Genomic DNA, 21,585 nt, shown 5'->3' on the forward strand with positions numbered 1-21,585 from the left:
TCCAGCTCCTAAAGGCTTGATAGTCAAAGAACCTTGCTCGGACTACCTATGATTATTTGTGGACCCACTCCCTCTTTCATAACCATTTCAAAACAGTCTGCCAAGGGCCTCACATCTTATATTACCACACTGGTTGGTCCATTCCTTTTGAGGATTTTTCGATGACTTTTTTAACTTCATCTGTATGGTAGGCCTTAATCAATTTCTCAATCGCATCGGCCTTGTCTGATTTTTTCCAGTCCTTTTTGGCTACAATAATATTGAACCATTGTTTAGAGTTTTCATCTTTTGGCTCGATAAAGAGGGCTGTTTCAGGGTCAATCCCTGCTTCTGTAACAAAGGTATTGTTGATAACTGCTGCTGCTACCGACTCTAATGAACGGGCCGTTTGACTAGCCTCTAACTCAGTAATTTTAAGGTTTTTCTTGTTTTCCTTAATGTTAGCAACTGTCGCTAACTCTGTTCCTGAGACATCTAACTTAATCAAGCCAGCTGCTTGGAGCAAGTAGAGGGCCCGGCTTTCATTAGTCGGATCATTAGGGATAGCAATTTCAGCTCCGTCCTTGATGTCCTCAACCTTTTTAACTCCTTGTCCTGGGTAAAGACGAATTGGAGCTAGGTAGGTGTCGGCAATAGCTGTCAAATCTTCCTTATTTTCCTTGTTCCAGTTTTTAAGGAAATTGTAGTGTTGGAAGGCATTGATATCAACTTCTCCCTCAGCAGTCGCCTTATTAGGCTGAGAGTAGTCGGTAAACTCAGTAAACTCGAGTTTAATTCCTTCCTTGTCCAAGAGCTCTTGAATCTTATTCCAACGAGCCTCCTCTGTTTCACTCTTGGTCATAATCCCAACTTTTAATGTTTTTGCATCTGATTTTGAGTTAGAGCCACAAGCAACCAACGTCAAAGTTGCCACTGCAATCAAGGCTCCTAGACCCAACCATTTTTTTAGTTTCATTTGCTTTCTCCTTTAAAATTTAATACCTTATCAGTATCTCATAGTTTGAGACCTCTGACAAATTGTTTTTTCTAAAAGAAATCTATAGTTACAGGCTATACCCTGAAAGAAGCCCTCTTGGCCTCTCCCTGTGAGCTAGATTTGACTTAGAGGAAATATAAAAAGAGGCGGAGATTAAAATCTCCAACCTCTAAAAGGCCTTAAAAAGAAGCTTGAGCTACTGGCCATTTGGCGCAAGCCTTTCAGGACCAACTTCTGCCCACTTTTTCTAGCTAATTATTTAATATCCGCGGCTTCTGGTAGGTAGCTTGCTCCGAAGAATTCTTTGGAAAGTTTTTCCAGAGTTCCGTCTTCGTAAAGCTCCTTAATCCGCTTGTTGACAAAGTCTTTCAACTCATCTTGTCCCTTGGCTAGAAGGGGATAAACATAAGGTTGTTGATCGCTTGGCAATTCAATCACCTTGAGGTTATCTAATTTTTGGTTTTTAATGACAGTCTCTACACCAATCTTATCAAAAATCTTGTAGTCAAACTTACCGTCATTCAGATGGTTCATAATTTGCTGGAAGTCTGCCTTGGTGTAGTTAATCTCTGTTGGATTGTCAGAGTGCTCCTCATTATATTTCTCCAACTGGGCTGCTGTGGTTGTCCCCTGCACTACCTCGGTAGACTTGCCCCCGATATCATCCAAGGATTTGATTGAACTATCGTCTTTTTTGACAACTAGGACATTGGGGTTCTTAGCGGTTGGAGCCGCATAGAGGTACTTGTCTGCCCTTTCCTTAGTATAGCTGATGTTGTTAACCGCCATCTGGTAGCGGTCACTATCTAGACCTGCAAAGATTCCTGACCATTCAGTGGTCTCAAACTTGACCTCATACTTTTCAGAATCCTTAAAAATAGCCCGAATGGTTTCGATTTCAAAACCGGTCAACTTGCCATTTTCTTCATAGTTGAAAGGCTTTGGTGAAGCGTTGGTTGCCACTGTGACAACTGTTTTTTTAGAAGAGTCAGATCCAGCTGAATCTTTTTTAGAAGCTGAGCAGGCTGCAAGAGCCGTCAGACCCAGTAATCCAACAGCTGTAATAGCTACATATTTTAATGTTTTTTCCAATTTCATTTTAGCTTGTCCTCCATAAAAGTCTTTTTCTATCATAACAAAATTTTTAGACTTTGCCCAATAAAACTTCTTTATGGCCGAGATAGTTTTTCTTTATGACTAAGGGAGCTGCTTAACTTCCAGATAGCTCTTTTTCACTGGGTAAATAAGAGCCTCCCAAAAATTTCTGGCTCAATTTTTCCAGGCTACCATCCCGATACAATTCCTTGATAACCCTATTAAATTCCTTCTGAAAAGCTGCATTCTCCTTAGCAAAAATCAGATAATTTAAGGGATTGCCTTCAAGCTCAACACTTGTCAAATTATAGCCTTTTTCAGCCACAATGCTATCAACCGAAATTTTATCAAAAATAAGATAGTCAAATTCGCCATTGTCCAAATCCATCAGACGCTTGCTCACATCTTCCCCAGAATAGTCAATCAGCGAAGGATTGTCCTGATGTTGCTGATTCCAGTCAGTGACAAGCTTAGCGGTTGAGGTTCCTGTGTCGTCTTGCGTTCTTTTACCCCCAATATCATCCAAGGAAGTAATTGCTGCCCCCTTCCTAGTCACTAAAACCAGGGGATTTCTGGCAATGGGAAGGGAATAGAGATACTTTGCTGCCCGTTCATCTGTATAACTCAGATTGTTGGCCGCAACTTGGTAGTGCCCACTATCCAGGCCAGGAAAAATACTTTCCCAACTGGTTCGCTTAAATTCCACCTGATAATCAGGCAATTTCTTATCAACCGCCTTTAAAACCTCAATATCATAGCCAGTCAAGTTGCCATCCTCTTCAAAAGCAAAAGGCTTGATGTCACCAGCGGTTGCTACAAGAATGGTTTGAGGTTGCTTGTCGGACTTTCTTTCAGCCTGCTTGCTTTGACAGGCAAAAAGCAAGGGACTAAGAAAAGTAGCTAGAAGAAGTAATTTTTTCATCAATAAGGGACTCCTCTCTTTTTTCTTATCATAGCAAAAGAAAGGAGTCCTGCCTATTATATTCTTTTTATGATTTTGATAGCCTGTCCTTATAATGCCCCAATAAAAAGAGGGCACTTTGAAGGTAAAAGGGAACAGAAACCTTAAAGGCCTCGTCATCAATAGTCATCCTATCATGATGTAAATCTGGCGCAGCAGCTGCTCCATTAGAACCGATAAAGGCAAAGACGCCTGGTATTTTCTCCTGATAGAAGGCAAAGTCCTCCCCAGCCATAGAAGGGCTGGCCTCTACTAGCTCTACTCCCTCTAACTGGTGGGCATTTTCTCGAAGGAGCTGGCTAAGTTCCGTATGATTATAGGTTACCGGTGGTGTCTGGTCCCATTCAATCTCTACCTGGGCCGCAAAATTAGCTGCCGTATTTTCCACAATTCGGATAAAATCCCTCTTCAACTTGGAGCCGACCTCTGGATTGAAAGAGCGAATAGTCCCCTCAAAAAAGCCCGTCTGGGGCAGGACATTCCAGGTTGCCCCAGCCTCGATATGGGTTACCGAAAGTACAGCCGACTCAAAAGGAGAAACTGTCCGAGCAAGTAGAGCTTGAAGATTTTGAATCATACTAGTCAGACTTAAGATCGTATCCACACCCAGGTCTGGACGCGCCGCATGACTGCTGGTCCCCTCTACAAGGACCTTGAATTTTTCCACACCAGCCATGACTCCACCGGGACTTAGAGCTAGCTGGTTGGGTTTTAACTGGGGCATATTATGAAAACCAACAATAGCCAGCACATCATCAAGCAAGCCCGTTTCAAGGACCGCACGCGCCCCTTGAGATGTCTCCTCGGCTGGTTGGAAAATGAGCCGAACACAGCCTGAAAACTCCTCCTCCCTAGCCTTTAGAAGCTCTGCCGCTCCTAGAAGACTGGTCTGGTGAAAATCATGCCCACAAGCGTGCATGACCCCTTGGTTTTGACTAGCATAGGGCAGGCCCGTCTTTTCTATAATAGGAAGGGCATCAATATCCGCCCGCAGAGCGATAACCGGCTGACCTGAGCCAATCTCAGCAATTAGCCCTGTCTCAAGCGAACTATCCAAGACCTTGATATTTAGTTTTTCTAGCTCTTCCCGCAAAAAGGCTGTTGTCTCAAACTCCTGGCCCGAAAGCTCTGGATGCTGATGCAAATACTGGCGAATGCCCTTTAATTTTTCGTAAAATCTTTCCATGACAAGCTCCTCCACTTCCATTTGAAAGTAGTATAGCATAATTTGAGCAAATAAGAAAAGCCCCACAAGGGGCTGGGGTTTAAAATCCTTCTACATTGGTATAAACTTTTTGCACGTCTTCGTCGTCTTCGAGGACATCGTAGAGTTTCTCAAAAGTCGCCAAATCATCACCAGTAAGGACCACCTCTGACTGGGGAATCATTTCAAGCTCTGTCACTTGGAATTCTTCCAGACCAGAATCGCGTAAGGCCAGCAGGGCCTTGTGTAAGTCTGTTGGAGCTGTATAGACTGTAATTGTCCCTTCTTCTGCCTCCACATCGTCCACATCAACATCTGCTTCCAAAAGAAGCTCAAAGATACTGTCGGCATCATCACCCGCAAAAACGATTACCCCCTTATGGTCAAACAGATAAGAAACTGAACCAGAAGCTCCCATGTTTCCACCATTTTTACCAAAGGCTGCGCGGATATTAGCTGCCGTCCGGTTGACATTAGAAGTCAAGGTATCGACAATCAGCATGGAGCCATTTGGGCCAAAACCTTCATAACGCCCTTCGGTAAAGGTTTCGTCCGTATTTCCTTTAGCCTTGTCCAAGGCCTTATCAATAACATGCTTAGGCACTTGGGCTTGCTTGGCCCGGTCGATAACAAATTTCAGGGCTGAATTTGATTCAGGATCTGGCTCTCCCTTTTTCGCTGCAACATAGATTTCAACACCAAACTTTGCATAAACCTTTGAGTTTGCACCGTCCTTGGCTGTCTTTTTAGCTACAATATTGGCCCATTTACGTCCCATGATATCTCCTTTGTTCAATAGAAAATTCTTTTTTAAATCTTTATTATTATAACACAAGTCCCAAGGAATTTCACTAGGCGACAAAAGATTTTCAGATAAAGCATCAGGAAAAATCCAGCCACTTAAAAGTAGCTGGATTTACAATAAGCTAGATTCCCTTAATCGTCAGATTGGGATTGATTTTTTTAAAGTCTGAAACCAGATCATCAATGGTGCCATTCAAGTCTGAAATCGTCACCCGTAGGGTCCTTTTATCGACTGGCTTGATGTAGAGATAATCGTAGCGGCTATCTCTCCTACCATAATCAGAATCATAAGTGGTATAGGTCCCCGACTCATAACGCAGGCTCTCAATCTCAGACCAGCTAAGAAAGTAACTTTTAAAATAACCGGGCCGAACCATCAAGCCTTCTTGATTTCCTTTAATGATACTGAGCGGTAGAAGGCGGATAAGGGCTGTTATCAGCATATACAAACTCAGGATAAAAAAGCAGGAGGGAACAAATACAAAGAGCATCTTGCCTAGTGAAAAGGAAAAGTGACTATCACTAGCACCAAAAACAGGGAAGAATTGCGAGGCCGCTAGGGACCAAACAATGGTAAAAGCCAATATAAAAGTAGCCAAAAACAAGCGACTAATGAAGTTTTTCTTGCGGTAACGATAGTCAAATAATGTATCCATCTGCTCCTCCTTAAATATCACTTGGAACCTTGATTGCATTTTTATCAACCTTGTTCAAAGAAAAATATTTTAGATGAATGAGGAGCTTGATTTTCCCCCTATCTCCATCATATTTGAAGCCCAAATCAAACTTCTCCATATAAAAGGTCTTCTTATTCACCTTAACGGTCAAGGACTTATCTAGCTCTAGCTGGTCAAGATTGCTCAATTCTAAGTTGAACTGCTCCTTAAAGAGACCCAAGAGATCTGTATTTTGACTTGTCAGGGTTAAAGTATAATATTGGCTATCCTCCTTAACCTTCAAATCATCGGCCATCTCACTCAACACCTTCCAGACCTTAAAATAATCTGGTCGAATGTAATAATCCCCCTCTTCATCTTCCGCAACCATTTTTTCCCAAGTCCCGGTCTCACTCTGGCGGCTGTAAACAGGGTTATTGCTTCCGCCAGGCATGACGATTTCTTCAAAGCTTTTCTTCCCCTCTTTGAGAGAATCAAAGCTAGCCTTCCCCTTGACCAAGTCGCCGGTTCCTTTTTTATAAATCAAGCTGGCCGTCATGTCTTGACTGGATACAGGACTATCTGATTCTTCATAGGTAGCAAAGTCAGCCTTCATTTTCATGGAGGTCAGCTTCTGATTAGCCTTGTCCATCTTATCTATAAGCTGACTTGTGCTCATGGCATGCTTCAAACCAGATGAACTTGAGGTTTGCTTGTGTGACAACTGCCCTTTTATCAAAGAGCAAGAAGCCAGAACAAAAAGTAGGGGTAAAAAGACTAAGATTAAGAAAGATCTTAATTTCATATCAAATTCCTTTCATAAGCTACAAAGAGCAGGGGCGGACCCAATATCTAACAGCAAGTAAACTTCTTCGCTAAATTCCCAATCTAAGATAGGATACAAGCTCCTTGCTTCAGTATGCCTATTGGGACGTCTGTTTGGATTTTCCTCTTTTTATTTGCTTATCCTTTTTCCCAATAAGAATGAGAAAAAGGGAGAAAACTACTTATTCTATGTAAGCAACTTACCCAGTCAGTATATCATAAAATTAGACGGTTTTGAACATTTTGACCATTTTTGTTAGTTCTCTGACATATTGTAATCATTTTTTTACAAAAAAACTGAAAGGCTTTAGCCTCTCAGTTTCATTTGCTTCTTAAAGGAACTCGCCCATAATTCTGCTCTGGCAAGTCGGGATTGCCCAGTTGGTAAATACGATCAGCCTGCTGAGTCATCTGATCCCAAGCCGCCTTGCCAATACGACTAACCAAGTCAACCTGGCTCTTAATCTTGGATAAATGCTCTTGTCCCTGGGGACTGAAACCTAAAATACGAATGGATTGAGGCAGGGGCGCCTCTTGCGCCTGGACCAAAATATAGGTCAAAAGCCTACGCACGCGCGCCTTGGTATAGCGTTTGGTGGCCAGCTTAGCCACCAGCTCTTCAAAGCTCAGACTGGTCTTAATGGCCTCTTTTAAGCGGACAGCCATTTCCTGGTTGACCTGGTAAATCTTGGTCAAATCGCTCTGTACCATAATTTGATAGCGCAAAAGAGGGAAATAATCCTGCCAGGTCACCTTAGCTGCCGCTGTGATAAGCTGAGCTGCCGGACTAAATTTTTCCAAAAAATCAGGCTGATCAATCCCTTGGCGCAGGGCTGTGGCAGAAGCAAAGTCGGTATCCAAAGCTAGGGAATGAAAACCCGCTCCCTGCCGTTGAACAGGCCTTAAGTCAAAAGCATGGCCAATAGCAGCCTTGGTATAGGCCAAGCCCAAAATATGATTGGGAGTGTCACCCGAAAAATCAAGCCCCAGCAATTCCTGCCAGGCCTGCTGCGTTTTTTGAGGATAGCTGAGCGAGTCTGGTAGACTGGCTAAATAAGCCTCTATCTGCTTTTTCTTATCCTGATAGCTATTTTTCAGAGCATTGTAATCAAGCAGTTGCTCAGTTCCAAAGACCAGTTGATCCATACCTAATCTGGCTAAGATATCTACTGCTCCCTGGGCAAAAAAGTCTGCGGCCTGCACACTGACAGAAAAAGGCAATTCTACCACCAAGTCCGCTCCATTGTCTAGAGCCATCTGGGTCCTGGTCCACTTATCAATAATTGCCGGCTCCCCCCGCTGGACAAAATTCCCGCTCATGGCAACAATTTTCAGCCCCTCGGCCTGGTCTAATAAGTAGGCATGTCCCTTGTGAAAGGGATTAAATTCAGCGATAACTCCACTAATCATCGGCCTTCTCCGCTACAAAAAACCAGCGCTTGGAGTCTGCCTGGGGTGCCTGGTCCTCAAAATCCGCATAAATCTGAACCTGCTTAAAGCCAGCCTGCTCCAGTAAAACTTCGTAGGTCAAGAGTTCATAAGTCCGCTCCTCATGCACTTCATCATAACGTTGAAAGCGACCGTCTGCCTCCTTGATAAAGAAAGTCAGCTCATGCACCACCGAGTGAGGGGCCTCATCGGCATAAGTATCCCAGACAAAGGCAAAGTCCTCAGCATTTTCATGATGACTATAACCAGGAAAGACCTGGTCTGTCTGGTAGGTCGAATGCACATCAAAAAGAAAGCGGCCTCCAGGTTTCAGATGGGCATAGACCTGTTCAAAGACCTGGCCAACATCAACTTCATCTTCCATATAGCAGAGCGAATCCGAGTAACAAGTAACGGCATCATAGCTTTCCAAACCTGACAAATCAAGCATATTGCCCTCCAGGAAATTCAAGTCCTGACCTGCCTTGCGGGCCCGTTTTTGGGCCAAGCCAACCATCTCCGCGCTCAAATCAAGCCCGGTTACTTCAAAGCCTTTTTGAGCCAGCATAACAGACAAAATACCTGTCCCACAGGCTAGTTCCAGCACTTTTTTCTTGTCCTTAGGCAAATGCAGCAGGCTAAAATCCAGCCACAAATCGTACAAGGTCTCGTCCATAATGGCATCATAAACCGATGCAAAGGTTTCGTAAGTTGTCATAAGTCTCCTTTTAAAAATAAACTCAGCCAGCAAGAAGCCAACCGAGTCTTTCATTTTTCTTCGGCTAGGGACCTATTTAGCCTCTAAAAGAGCGGCTACATCAAGCCCTGTTGCTTCGTGCCAAAGTTTTTCTAGGTTGTAGTGGTCACGCATCTCCTCAGAGAAGATATGAACGACGACTCCACCCAAGTCCAAGAGCACCCAGCCGCCCTTGCTGTCACCTTCAACATGACTAGCATTTTGACCGGCTGCTACTACCTTTTCACGAATATTTTCAGCAATAGCCTCCAACTGGCGACTGTTCATGGAACTTGCGATGACAAAATAGTCAGTTACGCTAGTCAAGCCCTGTAAGTCAAGAGCCACAATATCTTCGGCCCGCTTTTCGTCGGCGGCCTTAATCACAATTTCTAATAATTCTGCTTCTTTCACGTTTTACCTCTTTATAAATATCTGATATAAGCATTGTAGGTTTCTAGGGTCTGGGGATAAATCGGCTTGCCCTTGTGCGCCAAGTGCTCGACCGTATGGGCCGTTTCATAGGCGACCGCTTGGTTGAGTGATTTTTTGGCAATGGCTCGCGCTTCTTCCACTCCGGGAAAGGCACGATTATGCTCGATATAGTCTGCCACATAGACAATCTTTTCTAAATCAGACATCTCCTTGGAGCCAACTGTATGAATGGCAATCGCTCTTAGAATTTCCTGATTAGTCAGGCCCAAGTCTTCCTGAATTTTATAGATACCAACCAAGCCATGCCAAACATTATTGCCCCAAGACTTCAAAGCGGGATCTAACTGATACTTATCAATCAGAACCAGAAATTCTTCGTCGCTGACCTCCTTGGCATAATCATGAAGGAGCCCTGCTAGGCCTGCTTTTTCACTATCCACACCGTAACGCTCTGCCAAGTCCTTAGCCGCAGCCTCTACTCCCAACACATGACTGTAGCGCTTTTCCGACATGACTGCCTGAACCTTTTTTAGCAAATCCTCGCGGGACATGCCCACATATTGCTCATAAGTCATCGATATAGTCCTTCCTTTTCAATATAGTCTAAAACAGCCTGGGGCAAGAGAAAATTAGGTGTGCGTTTTTGAGCAAGAAAATCTCTGACCATACTGGATGAAATGTCCATAAGCGGCACATCCACCCAGATGACCGGATAGGAAGTTCCCGCCTTGTAACGGGGCCTTTGTACACCGACAAATTGCACCAACTGGAGCAAATCATCAATCCGATACCACTTGGGTAGGTAATCAACCATGTCTGCCCCGATAATAAAGTAGTAATCTGTATCGGGATGCTGCTCAGTCAGGATTTTCATGCTTTCATAAGTATAGCTAATCCCCTTGCGCTCAAGTTCCAAGGTCTCAATCCCCAAGCCCCCTACTCCTTCAATGGCTAGCTTGAGCATTTCTAAGCGATGCCTTTCATCGATGGTGCCCTTTTTATCAATATGAGGCGGCTCATATTCGGGCATGAGCAGGACCTTATCCAGTGAGAGCTGCTGGCGTACCTGGTCAGCCACTACCAGATGGGCATTATGGACAGGATTAAAATTGCCACCTAAAATGCCCACTTGCTTGCGCTTTTTATCCTTGATTTCTGGCTCTAATTCCACCTTGGTAAAAGGGGTTAATAGTTCAATTGCCATAGCTTTCCCTCTTAGATTTCTCTCACCTTGACGGATAATTTCCGATTTTCTTTCTTACTGGATTGCTTGAAAAGAATCAGCACCCGCCCAATCTTGCGGACCGTCTCAGCCCCAATCTCTTCTTCCAAAATCTCTGCCACTTCATGCACATTTTCATCCGTGTTTTGCAGCAGGTTAATCTTAATCAATTCCCGTGCATCTAAAGCCTGACGCACAGACGTTTTAATCTGATCATTGAGTCCATTCTTCCCGATTTGGATAATGGGCTTCATCGTCTGGGCCAGACCGTTGAGATAAGCACGTTGTTTACTGGTTAATGTCATTTTTCTTCTTTCTAAAACTAAAAATAGCTAGTTGGCTCAATCCTTCTACGAATAAGGAAGAAAGTACAGGCGGTAAGTTTGACTTACCTTAGCTAGCTTTCAAAGGCATTCGATTTTAAATAATCGCCTTTCTTAAGACCACAGCGACCCCCTTGGGTGCCCAGGCAGCGATTTTGGCAGGGCCGGTCACGCGCAGCCAGCCCAGACCTGAAAAGACTAGGTCTGTCTTTTCTTTGATTGTAAATTCATGACGGACAAGCTCCGGAAAGTCAGCAAGCTCCTTGCCAGTTGGTGGTACTAATAGACTGCCGACATGCTTTTGATAAAAGTCACTTGCCCCCTCTAATTTAGTCCGATGAAGTTTCAAATTATTGTCAAAATAAGCTGTAAAACCTTGCCTTTCGCCTGCAATAAAATCAAAACGAGCCAATCCTCCTAAAAAGAGGCTTTGTTCCGGATTTAGCTGGTAGGTTTTGGGCTTGATTTCCTTTTTAGGGCTGATGTACTTGAGATTTTTAGCTGACAGATAGTGGGCCATCTGATGGCGGTGGATAATTCCCGGTGTATCATAGATATAACTACCATCAGCCAGGGGAATCTCAATCTTATCAAGCGTTGTTCCCGGAAAGCGGGAGGTGGTTATAATATCCTTATCCCCACTAAGTTCCTGGATAATGGCATTGATTAGAGTGGATTTGCCGACATTGGTTACACCGACCACATAGACATCCCGCCCCTTGCGATAGTGCTCAATCTTGGCAATCAGCTCCTTGATGGCCTCTTTTTTATAGGCGCTGGTTAAAATCACATCCAGAGGTCTCAGTCCCTCCTCATGGGCCCGCTCCAAGAGCCACTGGCTGACCCTCTTATCCTTGACCGACTTGGGGAGAATATCCCTTTTATTGCCGACCAAGAGCAGGTCATTACCTGCAATAAAACGGGGAAGGCCTGGAATAACCGAACCATTGAAGTCAAAAATATCCACCACATTGACTACCAAGGCTTGGCTGTCTCCGACCTCATGCAGGAGTCTTAAAAAGTCATCGTCCGTCAGCTGGACATCACTAATTTCATTATAATGGCGTAGCCTAAAGCAGCGTTGGCAATAAAGATCACCTGTTTCCAAGCCCTTATCAAGAGCTGACTGGGGAGTATAGCCCAGACCTGTCTTATCCTGGGTCTGGATAGGAGCTCCACAGCCGATACAAAGAAGTTCTTCCATTTTAAATTCCTTTAGTATAGTTAATCGGGCCGTATTTTTCCCTAATTTTTTTCAGGACCCGACGTTCCCGGAGCCGGTTGGGCATGGTTTTGAGAGAATCATGACTGACCAGGGGCTTGACCAAAATAGAGCGAATCCCGGCCCGATGGGCTGCCCGAATATCCGTCATCAACTGATCTCCCACCATGACCACCTGACTCTTGTCTACGCCAAACTGCTTGAGGGCTCGATTGATGCCCAAGGTAAAAGGTTTAAAGGCCCAGTAAACATAGTCAATCTGAAATTTCTCCACTGCCCTTTGGACCCTTTTTTGTGTATTATTAGACACAACTACAACCCGAATCCCAGCATCTCGTAAATCATGGAGCCACTGCTTCATTTCTGGGGTTCCATCTGGATTGTTCCAGGCAATCAGGGTATTATCTAAATCGACAAAAACGGCCTCAATTCCGTGCTTTCTCAAACTCTCAACTGTTAAATCATAGACCGCCTCAACCGCAAAATCGGGTAGGTAATTCTCAATTCTCACATCATTCTCCAAAATAAGATATAGGACCTAGCCTTTCGACTCTATATGGGCTAAAAGGACGAAAGCCCTGCTAAAGTTTCTCCTTGCTAAGTCGACTTTTACTCAAAAGCTACTCTCATCATTATAGCACAAAAAAGAGCTTTTGACATGCTCCAATTTTCCTTTTCTAGCAAGGAATAAGTCCAGACTAGAATGCGAGCTCAAAGCTTACAAAAGCGCCAAAAAATGCTATAGTAGATATAGTATCATTCGGAGGTGTCTATGACAAGTAAGAACAAGGAAATGACAGCTGTCTCCCCTCTCTTGCAAAAAATTATTAACTGGTCATCCATTATCGGAGCCCTGGCAACCCTAATCTTTTGTATCTGGGCCTACCAGGCTGGGGTCTTACGTTCCAAAGAGACTTTATCTGCCTTTATCCAACAGGCCGGCCTTTGGGGACCGCCTTTATTTATCTTCTTACAAATTTTGCAAACCGTTGTCCCCGTCATTCCCGGAGCCCTCACTTCGGTTGCAGGTGTCTATATTTATGGTCACATCATCGGGACAATCTATAACTATATCGGAATCGTCATCGGCTGCGCCCTCCTCTTTTATCTGGTGCGTACCTACGGCCCAGCCTTTGTCCAATCCGTTGTCAACAAGAGAACCTATAATCGCTATATCGGTTGGCTCAACAAGGGGGACCGTTTCGAGCGCTTCTTTATCTTTATGATGATTTGGCCGATTAGTCCCGCAGACTTCCTCTGTATGTTAGCAGCCCTAACCAAGATGACCTTCCGCCGCTATATGCTGATTATCCTGCTCTGCAAGCCCTTTACCCTGGTCGTCTATACCTATGGACTTACCTATATTATCGACTTCTTTTGGAGTCGCCTTCCCCATTAAAAACTTGGAAATAGATAGGGGCCAAGGCAAGCTGCTGCCCTGACCCTTGGAATTTTCTACAAGTCTGCCTATTAGGCTTGAAAAGCAAAAATAAACATAATAGACTAGAATTATATACACATAAGTATAAATAAAAAGGCCACTAAAACAGGCCTTTTTTCTTGTGTAAAAGTAGGTCTCTGACTGAAATCAGGCTGACCGCTGACAAAATCAGGACCATGCCCAATAAATCAATCAGATAAAAACGGTCATGCATAATCAAAAAAGCAAAAAACACTGCTGCAATCGGCTCAATCGAGGCTAAAAGACTAGACTTAACTGGTCCCACCAGACTGGCCCCCTTTAAAAAGACAGTGTAGGTGAAAACCGTCCCCAGGCCGACCAAGCCTAAAAGGGCTAGGAGGATAGTTGGATCCAGGGGCCAGACAAAACTCCAGAGACCAGTAAAAGGCGTCATCAGCACTCCTGCCATCAACATACCCAGACCAATAACCGTCATGCTCCCAAAACGCTGAATTAGCTTAATGGGAAGCAAAATATAAAGAGCATAGGTCACTGCCGAAAAGAGGCCCCAAAAAAGACCAGTTGGAGTCATGCTCAAGGAATGAATCTGACCATGGCTAGCAATCAAAAAAGTTCCCAACATAGCCAAGGCAATAGCCAGAACTTCCAGTAGACTAGGCCAGACCCAATTTTTGAGACAGGAATAACCCAGGACCAAGACCGGACAAACATACTGCAAAACCGTCGCCGTTCCTGCATTACTTTCGTGGACAGCAATCAAATAGGCCAATTGATTCAAGAGTAGACCCAAAAGTCCAAAAAGAAAAATAGAAAAGAGGGCCTTGGGCTCCTGCCAGGCTGCCAATAACTGCTCTTTAGCCCCGCCATAAGCCAGTAAGACCAACAAGAAACCCGCAAAGAGAATCCGAATATTAGTTAGGATAAGGGGTGAAAAACCATGCCCCATTAAGTATTGACCACTTACACCAGACAAGCCCCAGGCAAGACCCGCCGCCAAAATCAAAAGACTTCCCTTAACTTCCTTAGACATCCCACACTCCAATCATTTCTTGACAAATCACAGTAGCAGAGTTTTCAAAGCAAGTCTTTTTCTCACTTCTTGTTTAACTGACTACAATGGACATTCACTACTTTCAGCATAGCATAGGATAAAAGGGGGCGTCAAGTCAAGAAAAAATAGGAATGAGACAGAAACCATTTTGATAAAATAGTTCCTAGTCCCACCCCCGCCAAGATTTTTAGACTTCTAGGAAGTAAAAAGGCGAAGGCAGAAGCCAAAGGACTACTGCGCCTCACCCTTTTTACGAACCTGTTTTAAAGACTCAATATTATTGTCTCGGCCTCGTCTTTAACTGACTTCATCCTTACTCAGGCTCAACCAAAATCTTGATTTGCGCCTTATCTTGGGTTAACTCGATAAAGCCTTCTTGAACAATATCGCTTAGTTTAATCTTCTTAGTCACCAGTTTTTCGGCTGAGAAGTAGCCCTGCTCCATTAACTCTAAAACTTTAGGGAAGATGTGTCGATAGGCAATAATTCCCTTCAAAGATTTTTCTTGAATGGCAAACTCATTTGGATTGATTGAGGCCTCACGTTCCCAGATAGAGACGACCATACACTCTCCTGCCTTATGAACAGCCGCTAGAGCTTGACCAAGGACAACGGGTACCCCAGTTACCTCATAGGAAACATCCGCTCCGCCATTGGTCAAACGTTGGATTGCAGCAACTGTATCCTCACCTTCTTGTGGACGAACAACAATAGCTCCCAGTTCTTCAGCCTTGGCCTGCCGTTCAGGAGAAAGTTCAACCGCATAAATCTTAGAAGCACCAGCTGCTCGCAAGGCTTCTACAATTAAGAGCCCAATTGGTCCCAAACCAAAGACTACAGCCGTATCACCCGCCTTAAGGGCTGACTGACGCACCGCATAAACCGCTACTGCTGCTGGCTCAGTCAAGGCTGCTTGCTCATAGCTAATACTATCTGGAACAACGTGAACCAAATCACCGTCCAGCACACAATATTTAGCAAAACCGCCATCAGCCGCCAAACCTACAAAGTTAAGATTTGGGTCTAGATTGTAGTCACCAATCAGATTGTGTTCGGCCAAAATCGGCTCAATGGTCACCCGGTCACCCACCTTAACTCGGGTTACGGCGCTTCCGACTTCGACAATCTCACCTGCAAATTCATGTCCCAGAGTTACAGGAGCCTTTTGCTTCGAATAGACATGCTCCTCAGTCGGGATAAAAATTGGACCGTCCAAATACTCATGCAAATCTGTTCCACAGATTCCTGTGTACTTCACTGCCACCTTAACCTGATGGGGCGCCACTTCCGGAATGTCAACCTCTTCAATGCGGACATCTTTTGCCCCATACCAACGTGCAGCTTTCATCTTTGCCATAAAGAAACCACCTTTCTCTAAAATCCTTAGGAACTAAGAAGCCCAGCCTATCTGACTTAAAAATTGCGAGACCTACTTAGACTCTTAGCTCAAACCAAACATCAGTAAGTTTTATGCTCTACTCACTTTTAGACAAGTATCCAAAGCCGAGTTTTGGGAAAACTCACATCTACATTGTAAACCTTTTCACAAATAGTTGCAAGTGTTTAGTGAAAGGAGTTAGAAATAAAAGTTATTAAAAAAGCTGAAGACTTTTAGTCGTCAGCCATTCTTTTCTCCAGCTTTAATAACCATTCTTTACGATAGACTCCTCCACTGTAACCACCCAGTTCCTGATTGGAGTTAATCACGCGATGACAAGGAATTAAAATAGCGATTTGATTTGTGCCATTGGCTCTCGCCACAGCCCGACTAGCCTTTTCATTGCCCATTTTTATGGCCAATTCTTTATAACTTATCGTGCTGCCAAGAGGAATTTCTCTGAGGAGTTTCCAAACCTGCTTCTGGAAAGGAGTTCCTAAATTTTCGGCAAGAGGAATACTAAAATGACTTAGTTGACCTTTAAAATATTTACTTAATTCATCTTCAAGCTTTGTTAAAATCTGATTTGTTCCGGGAATAATGGCAGCATTAAATTTCTTGCGTAGATTTTCAATTTCTTTTTCCAAGCCCCGCCTATCCACAAACTCCAAGAGATAGAGGACTTCCTCATCAGCAATAGCAATCATTGACCCTAATTCAGTTTCCAACCATTTGGCCGTCAACAAATGTAGCGACTGGTGTTTTTTCGGCTGCGTTCCCATGATTTTGACAAAGGCATCGCGGAAGCCATTGCTAGAATCATAACCTATCTCTTGCTGAGCATTGATTAAGGACTTGCCATTTCTGATATAGTCAAAGGCCAAACCTAGTCTTCTGGAACGCGCGTATTCAATGAAGGTCATGCCAAATTGTTTTTTAAACTGCCTTCTGGCCGTATTGGCGCTAATAGCTAGTTCATCAAAATCCTTATCTGTCCATTTTTTCTCAGGATTTCGCTCAATAGCCTCTACTAATTTTTTAACTTCCGGCGAAAGGAGAGTCGGACTTGTCAAAGGACGGCATCTTTTACAGGGACGATAAGAAGCGAGCAAGGCCTCCTTTGCCGTTTCAAAAAATTCACAATTCTCTTTTTTAGGCTTTCTTGCTGGGCAAGTCGGCCGACAAAAAATCCCCGTCGTTTTGACTCCTACATAAAAAATGCCCTCATAATCTGAATTTTTCTCTAGCAACATCTTATAATAGGCTTCCTTCTTTTTCTCATCTGTAATCATCGTCTCTACTCCTCACATTTTATTTAAAGTATAACACGTTTTCCAAATAAAAAAACGAGAAAAATTAACATCAATATTTTAAAAAACTTTCGATAGCAAAAAAACCGACATATGAACCGCACCCCAAAAGTTAGACAGAAAATCTAACACAAGGGGTGCGGTTCATGGTTGTCGGTTTTACTTATGGTTTTTCCAATTTTTCAAACGGCGACTAATTGTCCTCACTTCCTCAAGCGTTCCAAAAATTCATCTGGGCGATAGACAATCATTTGACTATGGGCAAAATCAGCTTCATTTCTGGTGATAATTACATCAATTTGCTGTTCCCTTGCCACAGCAACTAAGAGAGCATCTTCAAAATCCGGCATGTCAAGCTCTAGGACTTTCAAACAATGAGCTTTTTTGACATCTAAAACCTGAAAAAGTTGTAGAAATTTGGGAAGTTTACTTCGTGCATCAATTCCATTTCTACTCAAGATATAAAATATATCTGTGACCATATTTGTCGTGATACAAGCCGTATAAGCTCCATAAACTGCCTTTAAGACAACCTCTCTCGAATGGCTATTACGATTTAGAAAATAATCCAACAAAATATTGGTATCAAGTAAGACTTTCATATTTAGACAATCTCTCCTCACGGCGCTCTTTGCGATAATCCTGCTTTTCCGTTTCTATTTTTGAATCCAAGAGACCTGAAAATTCCTCAAAAATCGCTAGTTTCTCTTCTAAGTCCATTTTAGGCTCAATAACTAACTTCTTAACTCCATTTTCATCAATCGCCTTTAATTCGTAGTCAATCGTGTCATCAAAATCAACCAACTGAAGCATCTTTTTTGAAATACGAAAAGCATTCCCATTACCCCATTCTTTTAATTGGATTGGCTCCTCACTGATAATCATGCTCTTTCCTCCTTTTTCGCTATTATAGCACGTATATACATGAGGTTTCAACTGGATTTGTAGCCAAGAAAAAACCGACATGACTGTCGGTTTATCAATACATTTACAGTTTCTCCAACTCTTCATTGAGTAATTTCTGTGCAACTTGCGGGTTGGCTTGCCCCTTGGTTGCTTTCATCAGCTGGCCGATAAGGGACTTGGCTGCGTTTTTGTTGCCACCCTTGTAGTCATTGATTGCTTTTTCATTATTGGCAAAGACTTCTTGGATGATTGGCAAGAGCTGGGCTGGATCTGAAATTTGGATGAGACCTGCCTTTTGAACATACTCCTTAGCTGAGCCACCTTCTTTAGCCAAGTGAACAAAGACCTTCTTGGCAATCTTAGAGGAGATAGTACCGTCTGCGACTAAGTCCAGCATCTCAATCAAGTTTTCTGGTGTCAGGCCGATTTCCTCAATGGTCTTGCCCTCGGCATTGAGGTATTGAGCTACGTCACCTTGGAGCCAGTTGGATACCAATTTAGCATCGCCACCTGCGGTTACTGCCGCTTCAAAGAAGTCTGACACTGCCTTGGTTGCTGTCAACTGACGAGCATCGTAGTCAGACAAGCCGAAGTCAGCCATGTATTTAGCTCGGCGTTCCTTTGGAAAGGCTGGTAGGGTCTCACGCACCTTTTCAATCCATTCATCTTCGATTTCAAAGATTGGTAGGTCTGGCTCTGGGAAGTAACGGTAGTCTGCTGAACCTTCCTTGACCCGCATAAGCAGAGTCTCACCTGTTGCCTCGTCGTAACGGCGGGTTTCTTGACGGATTTGTCCCCCACTGCGGAGCACCTCAGCCTGGCGTTTTTCCTCAAAAGCCAAGCCCTTGCGGACAAAGTTAAAGGAGTTAAGGTTTTTCAACTCTGTCTTAGTACCAAACTCTTCTTGACCGTAAGGACGAATAGAGATGTTGGCATCGACACGCATAGAACCTTCTTCCATCTTGACATCAGAAATTCCTGTATATTGGATAATTTCCTTAAGGGCTGTCAAGTAAGCATAGGCTTCTTCTGGACTGCGCATATCAGCTTCTGACACGATTTCAATCAAAGGAACACCTTGGCGGTTGAGGTCCACATAAGAGTAACCATCGCTACCGTGGGTATTTTTACCAGCGTCCTCTTCCAAGTGAGCCCGCTCAATCCGGATTTTCTTCTTAGTCCCATCTTCTAACTCAATTTCAATCCAACCATTGTAGCCAATCGGCTCATCAAACTGGGAAATTTGGTAGGCTTTGGGATTGTCTGGGTAGAAGTAATTTTTGCGGTCAAAATGCATCTTTTGGTGAATGTCCATATTAAGCGCAAGTGCTGCCTTAATCCCATAGTCAATCACGCCCTTGTTCATAACAGGAAGCACACCTGGGAAGGACCAGTCGACAATATTGGTATTGGCATTAGGGTCCTCACCAAAATGAGCTGGCGCTGGTGAGAAAATCTTTGAATTTGTCTTTAATTCAACGTGGACTTCTAGTCCGATAACCGTTTCAAAATTCATTATTTATCACCTCCAAAAATAATCGGTTGTTGCTTGTGGTAGTCTGTTGTTGCCTCAAAAGCGGCTGCTGCTTGGTAGATGGTTTTTTCATCAAAATGATTTCCAATCAACTGGAGACCAACTGGCAGTCCCTCTACAAAGCCAGCAGGAATAGAAATTCCTGGAAGTCCTGCTAGGTTGACCGGAATAGTCAAGAGGTCAGCCAAGTACATGGCCACTGGATCCTGGTTTTGACTACCTAAGTCATAGGCAACAGTCGGCGCAGTCGGTCCTAAAATTAAATCATAGTTTTCAAAGACCTTGGCAAAGTCTTGCATAATCAAGGTACGGACTTGGCCAGCCTTCTTGAAGTAGGCGTCATAGTAACCAGATGACAAGCTAAATGTTCCCAACATGATACGACGTTTGACCTCATCACCAAATCCTTGGCTACGAGTCTTGACATAAACATCTTCCAGATTTTCAATCTCTTCTGCTCGGAAACCATAGCGAATCCCGTCAAAACGTTGCAGGTTGGAAGAAGCTTCTGACGAAGCGATAATATAATAGACAGCCACTCCATACTTACTGTGAGGCAGGCTGACTTCCTCAACAATGGCACCTAGACTTTCAAAGTGCTTAGCCGCTGCCAAAATCGTTTCCTTGATTTGCGGATCAATACCCTCGCCGATATACTCTTTAGGCAAAGCAATCTTAAGACCTTTAATATCTTGACCGATTTTTGAAGTAAAATCAGGTACAGCCGCTTGGCTTGAAGTAGAGTCTTTAGGGTCATTTCCAGCAATGACATTGAGGAGTTGGGCATTTTCCTTAACCGTTGGTGAGAAAGGACCGATTTGATCCAAGGAAGAACCAAAGGCAATCAGACCAAAACGAGAGACCCGGCCATAGGTTGGCTTGAGACCGACAACCCCATTGAAGGAAGCCGGCTGGCGAATAGAGCCTCCCGTATCAGAACCGAGAGATAGACGGACCTGGCCAGCTGCAACAGCTGTTGCAGAACCACCCGAAGAACCACCTGGAACCTTGGTTTGGTCCCAAGCGTTCTTGGTTGTCTTGAAGTAAGAATTTTCGCTAGACCCACCCATGGCAAACTCATCCATATTGGTCTTACCAACGACAATCATATCTTTGGCATAGAGCTTTTCCACACTGGTCGCATCAAAAATCGGCTCATAGTTATAGAGCATCTTTGAAGCAGCTGTTGTTAAAATCCCCTTGGTTGAAATATTATCCTTGACTGCTAAAGGAATCCCGCTCATGACATTATCAGCATCAATCCCCTTGGCATCAATTGCCGCTGCTTGCGCAAGGGCCGCCTCTTCACTAACTGTGATAAAGCTGGCCACTGCATCTTCCCGACTCTTGATATCTTCCAGAGTCGCCTGGGTTAATTCAGTCGCAGAAATCTCTTTTTGAACGAGCAGGTCGTGTAATTCATCAATAGATTTTTGATTGAAAGTCATTAAGCATCTCCTCCCTCATCGATAATTGCTGGTACCTTGATGTAGCCATCTGCCTGTTCAGGGACATTTTTAAAGAGTTCTTCCCTGTTCCAGCCTGGCTGGGCTTGGTCTTGGCGCATATAGTTAATATTTTGAGCTACATTAGAAGTAAAGGCTACTCCTTCAGTATCCACTTCATTTAGTAATTCCACCATATCAACGATTTTGGATAGAGTAGTAGCAAACTCGGCCGTTTCTTCCTGAGAAAAAGCAAGCTTTGACAAATTAGCAACATGAGTCACTTCTTCTTGACTTATTTTCATTACAAATTCCTTTCATAAGATAAGATACAAAGGGCGTATAAAAAGCGACTGAAAATTAGGAAATCTGACGAAGAAGTCTCAGCTTCTAGGAAGATTTATCTATTTTCCGAGCTTTTAGCCCGTGTTCAGTTATATAAGATACAAAGCCCGTTAAAAAATCGACTGAATTTTAGGAAAACCGACGAAGGTTCCATGAACCTAGGAGATTTTGTCTAAATTCCGAGATTTTAGCCCGTGTTCAGTTATATAAGATACAAAGCCCGTTAAAAAATCGACTGAATTTTAGGAAAACCGACGAAGGTTCCATGAACCTAGGAGATTTTGTCTAAATTCCGAGATTTTAGGG

Annotated in this window: 24 protein-coding genes; 1 reads left to right on the top strand and 23 read right to left on the bottom strand. The window is 43.6% G+C overall.

Going from position 1 to position 21,585, the window contains the following annotated elements; genetic code table 11:
* Nucleotides 1-121: 121 nt before the first annotated feature.
* The 15 genes from C4K46_RS02365 to C4K46_RS02435 all read right to left on the bottom strand — a co-directional run bounded on the left by C4K46_RS02365 (nucleotide 122) and on the right by C4K46_RS02435 (nucleotide 12,398).
* The gene (locus C4K46_RS02365) at nucleotides 122-955 is read right to left on the bottom strand and encodes a MetQ/NlpA family ABC transporter substrate-binding protein (protein ID WP_209626972.1); all 834 of its coding nucleotides are present in this window, start codon (nucleotides 953-955) and stop codon (nucleotides 122-124) included.
* Between the two features lie 276 nt (nucleotides 956-1,231).
* Entirely contained in the window at nucleotides 1,232-2,068 is an 837-nt protein-coding gene (locus tag C4K46_RS02370) for an amino acid ABC transporter substrate-binding protein (RefSeq protein WP_209627130.1), read from the bottom strand.
* Between the two features lie 118 nt (nucleotides 2,069-2,186).
* Nucleotides 2,187-2,993, bottom strand: coding sequence for an amino acid ABC transporter substrate-binding protein (locus tag C4K46_RS02375; protein WP_209626974.1), 807 nt, complete (start codon nucleotides 2,991-2,993; stop codon nucleotides 2,187-2,189).
* A 67-nt stretch (nucleotides 2,994-3,060) separates the two neighbouring features.
* Complete coding sequence (locus C4K46_RS02380) at nucleotides 3,061-4,218, bottom strand: amidohydrolase (protein ID WP_209626976.1); 1,158 nt, start codon at nucleotides 4,216-4,218, stop codon at nucleotides 3,061-3,063.
* Between the two features lie 79 nt (nucleotides 4,219-4,297).
* Nucleotides 4,298-5,014, bottom strand: a complete 717-nt coding sequence (locus C4K46_RS02385) for a YebC/PmpR family DNA-binding transcriptional regulator (RefSeq protein WP_209626978.1) — start codon at nucleotides 5,012-5,014, stop codon at nucleotides 4,298-4,300.
* Between the two features lie 148 nt (nucleotides 5,015-5,162).
* Nucleotides 5,163-5,696 carry a hypothetical protein gene (locus C4K46_RS02390; RefSeq protein ID WP_209626979.1) on the bottom strand — a complete coding sequence of 178 codons (534 nt, stop codon included), beginning with the start codon at nucleotides 5,694-5,696 and terminating at the stop codon, nucleotides 5,163-5,165.
* 10 nt (nucleotides 5,697-5,706) lie between these two features.
* A complete protein-coding gene (locus tag C4K46_RS02395) occupies nucleotides 5,707-6,501 on the bottom strand; it encodes a DUF6612 family protein (RefSeq protein WP_209626981.1) in 795 nt (264 codons plus the stop codon).
* Between the two features lie 341 nt (nucleotides 6,502-6,842).
* On the bottom strand, nucleotides 6,843-7,931 hold the full coding sequence (locus tag C4K46_RS02400) for a nucleotidyltransferase (protein ID WP_209626983.1): 1,089 nt from the start codon (nucleotides 7,929-7,931) through the stop codon (nucleotides 6,843-6,845).
* Nucleotides 7,924-8,667 (bottom strand): class I SAM-dependent DNA methyltransferase, encoded by a 744-nt coding sequence (locus C4K46_RS02405; RefSeq protein WP_209626985.1) that lies wholly within the window; start codon nucleotides 8,665-8,667, stop codon nucleotides 7,924-7,926. Before C4K46_RS02405 ends, C4K46_RS02400 begins: the two co-directional genes overlap by 8 nt.
* Before the next feature lie 72 nt (nucleotides 8,668-8,739).
* Nucleotides 8,740-9,099, bottom strand: coding sequence for a ribosome silencing factor (rsfS, locus tag C4K46_RS02410; RefSeq protein WP_209626987.1), 360 nt, complete (start codon nucleotides 9,097-9,099; stop codon nucleotides 8,740-8,742).
* Between the two features lie 11 nt (nucleotides 9,100-9,110).
* On the bottom strand, nucleotides 9,111-9,695 hold the full coding sequence (yqeK, locus tag C4K46_RS02415; RefSeq protein ID WP_209626988.1) for a bis(5'-nucleosyl)-tetraphosphatase (symmetrical) YqeK: 585 nt from the start codon (nucleotides 9,693-9,695) through the stop codon (nucleotides 9,111-9,113).
* Nucleotides 9,692-10,324, bottom strand: coding sequence for a nicotinate-nucleotide adenylyltransferase (locus C4K46_RS02420; protein WP_209626990.1), 633 nt, complete (start codon nucleotides 10,322-10,324; stop codon nucleotides 9,692-9,694). Before C4K46_RS02420 ends, yqeK begins: the two co-directional genes overlap by 4 nt.
* A gap of 11 nt (nucleotides 10,325-10,335) precedes the next feature.
* Entirely contained in the window at nucleotides 10,336-10,647 is a 312-nt protein-coding gene (yhbY, locus tag C4K46_RS02425) for a ribosome assembly RNA-binding protein YhbY (RefSeq protein ID WP_018372143.1), read from the bottom strand.
* A gap of 115 nt (nucleotides 10,648-10,762) precedes the next feature.
* Nucleotides 10,763-11,869 (bottom strand): ribosome biogenesis GTPase YqeH, encoded by a 1,107-nt coding sequence (gene yqeH, locus C4K46_RS02430; RefSeq protein WP_209626992.1) that lies wholly within the window; start codon nucleotides 11,867-11,869, stop codon nucleotides 10,763-10,765.
* A gap of 1 nt (nucleotide 11,870) precedes the next feature.
* Complete coding sequence (locus C4K46_RS02435; RefSeq protein WP_209626994.1) at nucleotides 11,871-12,398, bottom strand: YqeG family HAD IIIA-type phosphatase; 528 nt, start codon at nucleotides 12,396-12,398, stop codon at nucleotides 11,871-11,873.
* A 261-nt stretch (nucleotides 12,399-12,659) separates the two neighbouring features.
* Here C4K46_RS02435 and C4K46_RS02440 point away from each other — a divergent pair, with 261 nt between their 5' ends.
* Nucleotides 12,660-13,286 carry a TVP38/TMEM64 family protein gene (locus C4K46_RS02440; protein ID WP_209626996.1) on the top strand — a complete coding sequence of 209 codons (627 nt, stop codon included), beginning with the start codon at nucleotides 12,660-12,662 and terminating at the stop codon, nucleotides 13,284-13,286.
* Nucleotides 13,287-13,428: 142 nt separating this feature from the next.
* On the opposite strand, the gene C4K46_RS02445 is transcribed toward C4K46_RS02440, so the two are convergent.
* The 8 genes from C4K46_RS02445 to gatC all read right to left on the bottom strand — a co-directional run bounded on the left by C4K46_RS02445 (nucleotide 13,429) and on the right by gatC (nucleotide 21,239).
* Entirely contained in the window at nucleotides 13,429-14,340 is a 912-nt protein-coding gene (locus C4K46_RS02445) for a DMT family transporter (RefSeq protein WP_209626997.1), read from the bottom strand.
* 334 nt (nucleotides 14,341-14,674) lie between these two features.
* Nucleotides 14,675-15,718, bottom strand: a complete 1,044-nt coding sequence (locus tag C4K46_RS02450; RefSeq protein WP_209627000.1) for a 2,3-butanediol dehydrogenase — start codon at nucleotides 15,716-15,718, stop codon at nucleotides 14,675-14,677.
* A 254-nt stretch (nucleotides 15,719-15,972) separates the two neighbouring features.
* Nucleotides 15,973-17,031 carry a bifunctional transcriptional activator/DNA repair enzyme AdaA gene (locus C4K46_RS02455; RefSeq protein ID WP_209627002.1) on the bottom strand — a complete coding sequence of 353 codons (1,059 nt, stop codon included), beginning with the start codon at nucleotides 17,029-17,031 and terminating at the stop codon, nucleotides 15,973-15,975.
* Nucleotides 17,032-17,252: 221 nt separating this feature from the next.
* On the bottom strand, nucleotides 17,253-17,651 hold the full coding sequence (locus C4K46_RS02460; RefSeq protein ID WP_209627004.1) for a PIN domain-containing protein: 399 nt from the start codon (nucleotides 17,649-17,651) through the stop codon (nucleotides 17,253-17,255).
* Entirely contained in the window at nucleotides 17,635-17,934 is a 300-nt protein-coding gene (locus tag C4K46_RS02465) for a hypothetical protein (RefSeq protein WP_209627007.1), read from the bottom strand. The genes C4K46_RS02460 and C4K46_RS02465 overlap by 17 nt, the downstream gene beginning before the upstream one ends.
* Nucleotides 17,935-18,037: 103 nt before the next feature.
* The gene (gatB, locus tag C4K46_RS02470; RefSeq protein WP_209627009.1) at nucleotides 18,038-19,471 is read right to left on the bottom strand and encodes an Asp-tRNA(Asn)/Glu-tRNA(Gln) amidotransferase subunit GatB; all 1,434 of its coding nucleotides are present in this window, start codon (nucleotides 19,469-19,471) and stop codon (nucleotides 18,038-18,040) included.
* Nucleotides 19,471-20,937 carry an Asp-tRNA(Asn)/Glu-tRNA(Gln) amidotransferase subunit GatA gene (gatA, locus tag C4K46_RS02475; protein ID WP_209627011.1) on the bottom strand — a complete coding sequence of 489 codons (1,467 nt, stop codon included), beginning with the start codon at nucleotides 20,935-20,937 and terminating at the stop codon, nucleotides 19,471-19,473. Before gatA ends, gatB begins: the two co-directional genes overlap by 1 nt.
* Nucleotides 20,937-21,239, bottom strand: a complete 303-nt coding sequence (gatC, locus tag C4K46_RS02480; protein ID WP_209627013.1) for an Asp-tRNA(Asn)/Glu-tRNA(Gln) amidotransferase subunit GatC — start codon at nucleotides 21,237-21,239, stop codon at nucleotides 20,937-20,939. The genes gatA and gatC overlap by 1 nt, the downstream gene beginning before the upstream one ends.
* Nucleotides 21,240-21,585 lie beyond the last annotated feature (346 nt).

This window comes from Streptococcus oricebi (genome assembly GCF_017883985.1).
GTDB classification, from domain to species: domain Bacteria; phylum Bacillota; class Bacilli; order Lactobacillales; family Streptococcaceae; genus Streptococcus; species Streptococcus oricebi.

Coding starts and splice junctions, on each gene's coding strand:
- C4K46_RS02365 (WP_209626972.1), bottom strand. CDS start 955: ATGAAACTAAAAAAATGGTTGGGTCTAGGAGCCTTGATTGCAGTGGCA.
- C4K46_RS02375 (WP_209626974.1), bottom strand. CDS start 2,993: ATGAAAAAATTACTTCTTCTAGCTACTTTTCTTAGTCCCTTGCTTTTT.
- C4K46_RS02380 (WP_209626976.1), bottom strand. CDS start 4,218: ATGGAAAGATTTTACGAAAAATTAAAGGGCATTCGCCAGTATTTGCAT.
- C4K46_RS02385 (WP_209626978.1), bottom strand. CDS start 5,014: ATGGGACGTAAATGGGCCAATATTGTAGCTAAAAAGACAGCCAAGGAC.
- C4K46_RS02390 (WP_209626979.1), bottom strand. CDS start 5,696: ATGGATACATTATTTGACTATCGTTACCGCAAGAAAAACTTCATTAGT.
- C4K46_RS02395 (WP_209626981.1), bottom strand. CDS start 6,501: ATGAAATTAAGATCTTTCTTAATCTTAGTCTTTTTACCCCTACTTTTT.
- C4K46_RS02400 (WP_209626983.1), bottom strand. CDS start 7,931: ATGATTAGTGGAGTTATCGCTGAATTTAATCCCTTTCACAAGGGACAT.
- C4K46_RS02405 (WP_209626985.1), bottom strand. CDS start 8,667: ATGACAACTTACGAAACCTTTGCATCGGTTTATGATGCCATTATGGAC.
- yqeK (WP_209626988.1), bottom strand. CDS start 9,695: ATGACTTATGAGCAATATGTGGGCATGTCCCGCGAGGATTTGCTAAAA.
- C4K46_RS02420 (WP_209626990.1), bottom strand. CDS start 10,324: ATGGCAATTGAACTATTAACCCCTTTTACCAAGGTGGAATTAGAGCCA.
- yhbY (WP_018372143.1), bottom strand. CDS start 10,647: ATGACATTAACCAGTAAACAACGTGCTTATCTCAACGGTCTGGCCCAG.
- yqeH (WP_209626992.1), bottom strand. CDS start 11,869: ATGGAAGAACTTCTTTGTATCGGCTGTGGAGCTCCTATCCAGACCCAG.
- C4K46_RS02440 (WP_209626996.1), top strand. CDS start 12,660: ATGACAAGTAAGAACAAGGAAATGACAGCTGTCTCCCCTCTCTTGCAA.
- C4K46_RS02445 (WP_209626997.1), bottom strand. CDS start 14,340: ATGTCTAAGGAAGTTAAGGGAAGTCTTTTGATTTTGGCGGCGGGTCTT.
- C4K46_RS02450 (WP_209627000.1), bottom strand. CDS start 15,718: ATGGCAAAGATGAAAGCTGCACGTTGGTATGGGGCAAAAGATGTCCGC.
- C4K46_RS02455 (WP_209627002.1), bottom strand. CDS start 17,031: ATGATTACAGATGAGAAAAAGAAGGAAGCCTATTATAAGATGTTGCTA.
- C4K46_RS02460 (WP_209627004.1), bottom strand. CDS start 17,651: ATGAAAGTCTTACTTGATACCAATATTTTGTTGGATTATTTTCTAAAT.
- C4K46_RS02465 (WP_209627007.1), bottom strand. CDS start 17,934: ATGATTATCAGTGAGGAGCCAATCCAATTAAAAGAATGGGGTAATGGG.
- gatB (WP_209627009.1), bottom strand. CDS start 19,471: ATGAATTTTGAAACGGTTATCGGACTAGAAGTCCACGTTGAATTAAAG.
- gatA (WP_209627011.1), bottom strand. CDS start 20,937: ATGACTTTCAATCAAAAATCTATTGATGAATTACACGACCTGCTCGTT.
- gatC (WP_209627013.1), bottom strand. CDS start 21,239: ATGAAAATAAGTCAAGAAGAAGTGACTCATGTTGCTAATTTGTCAAAG.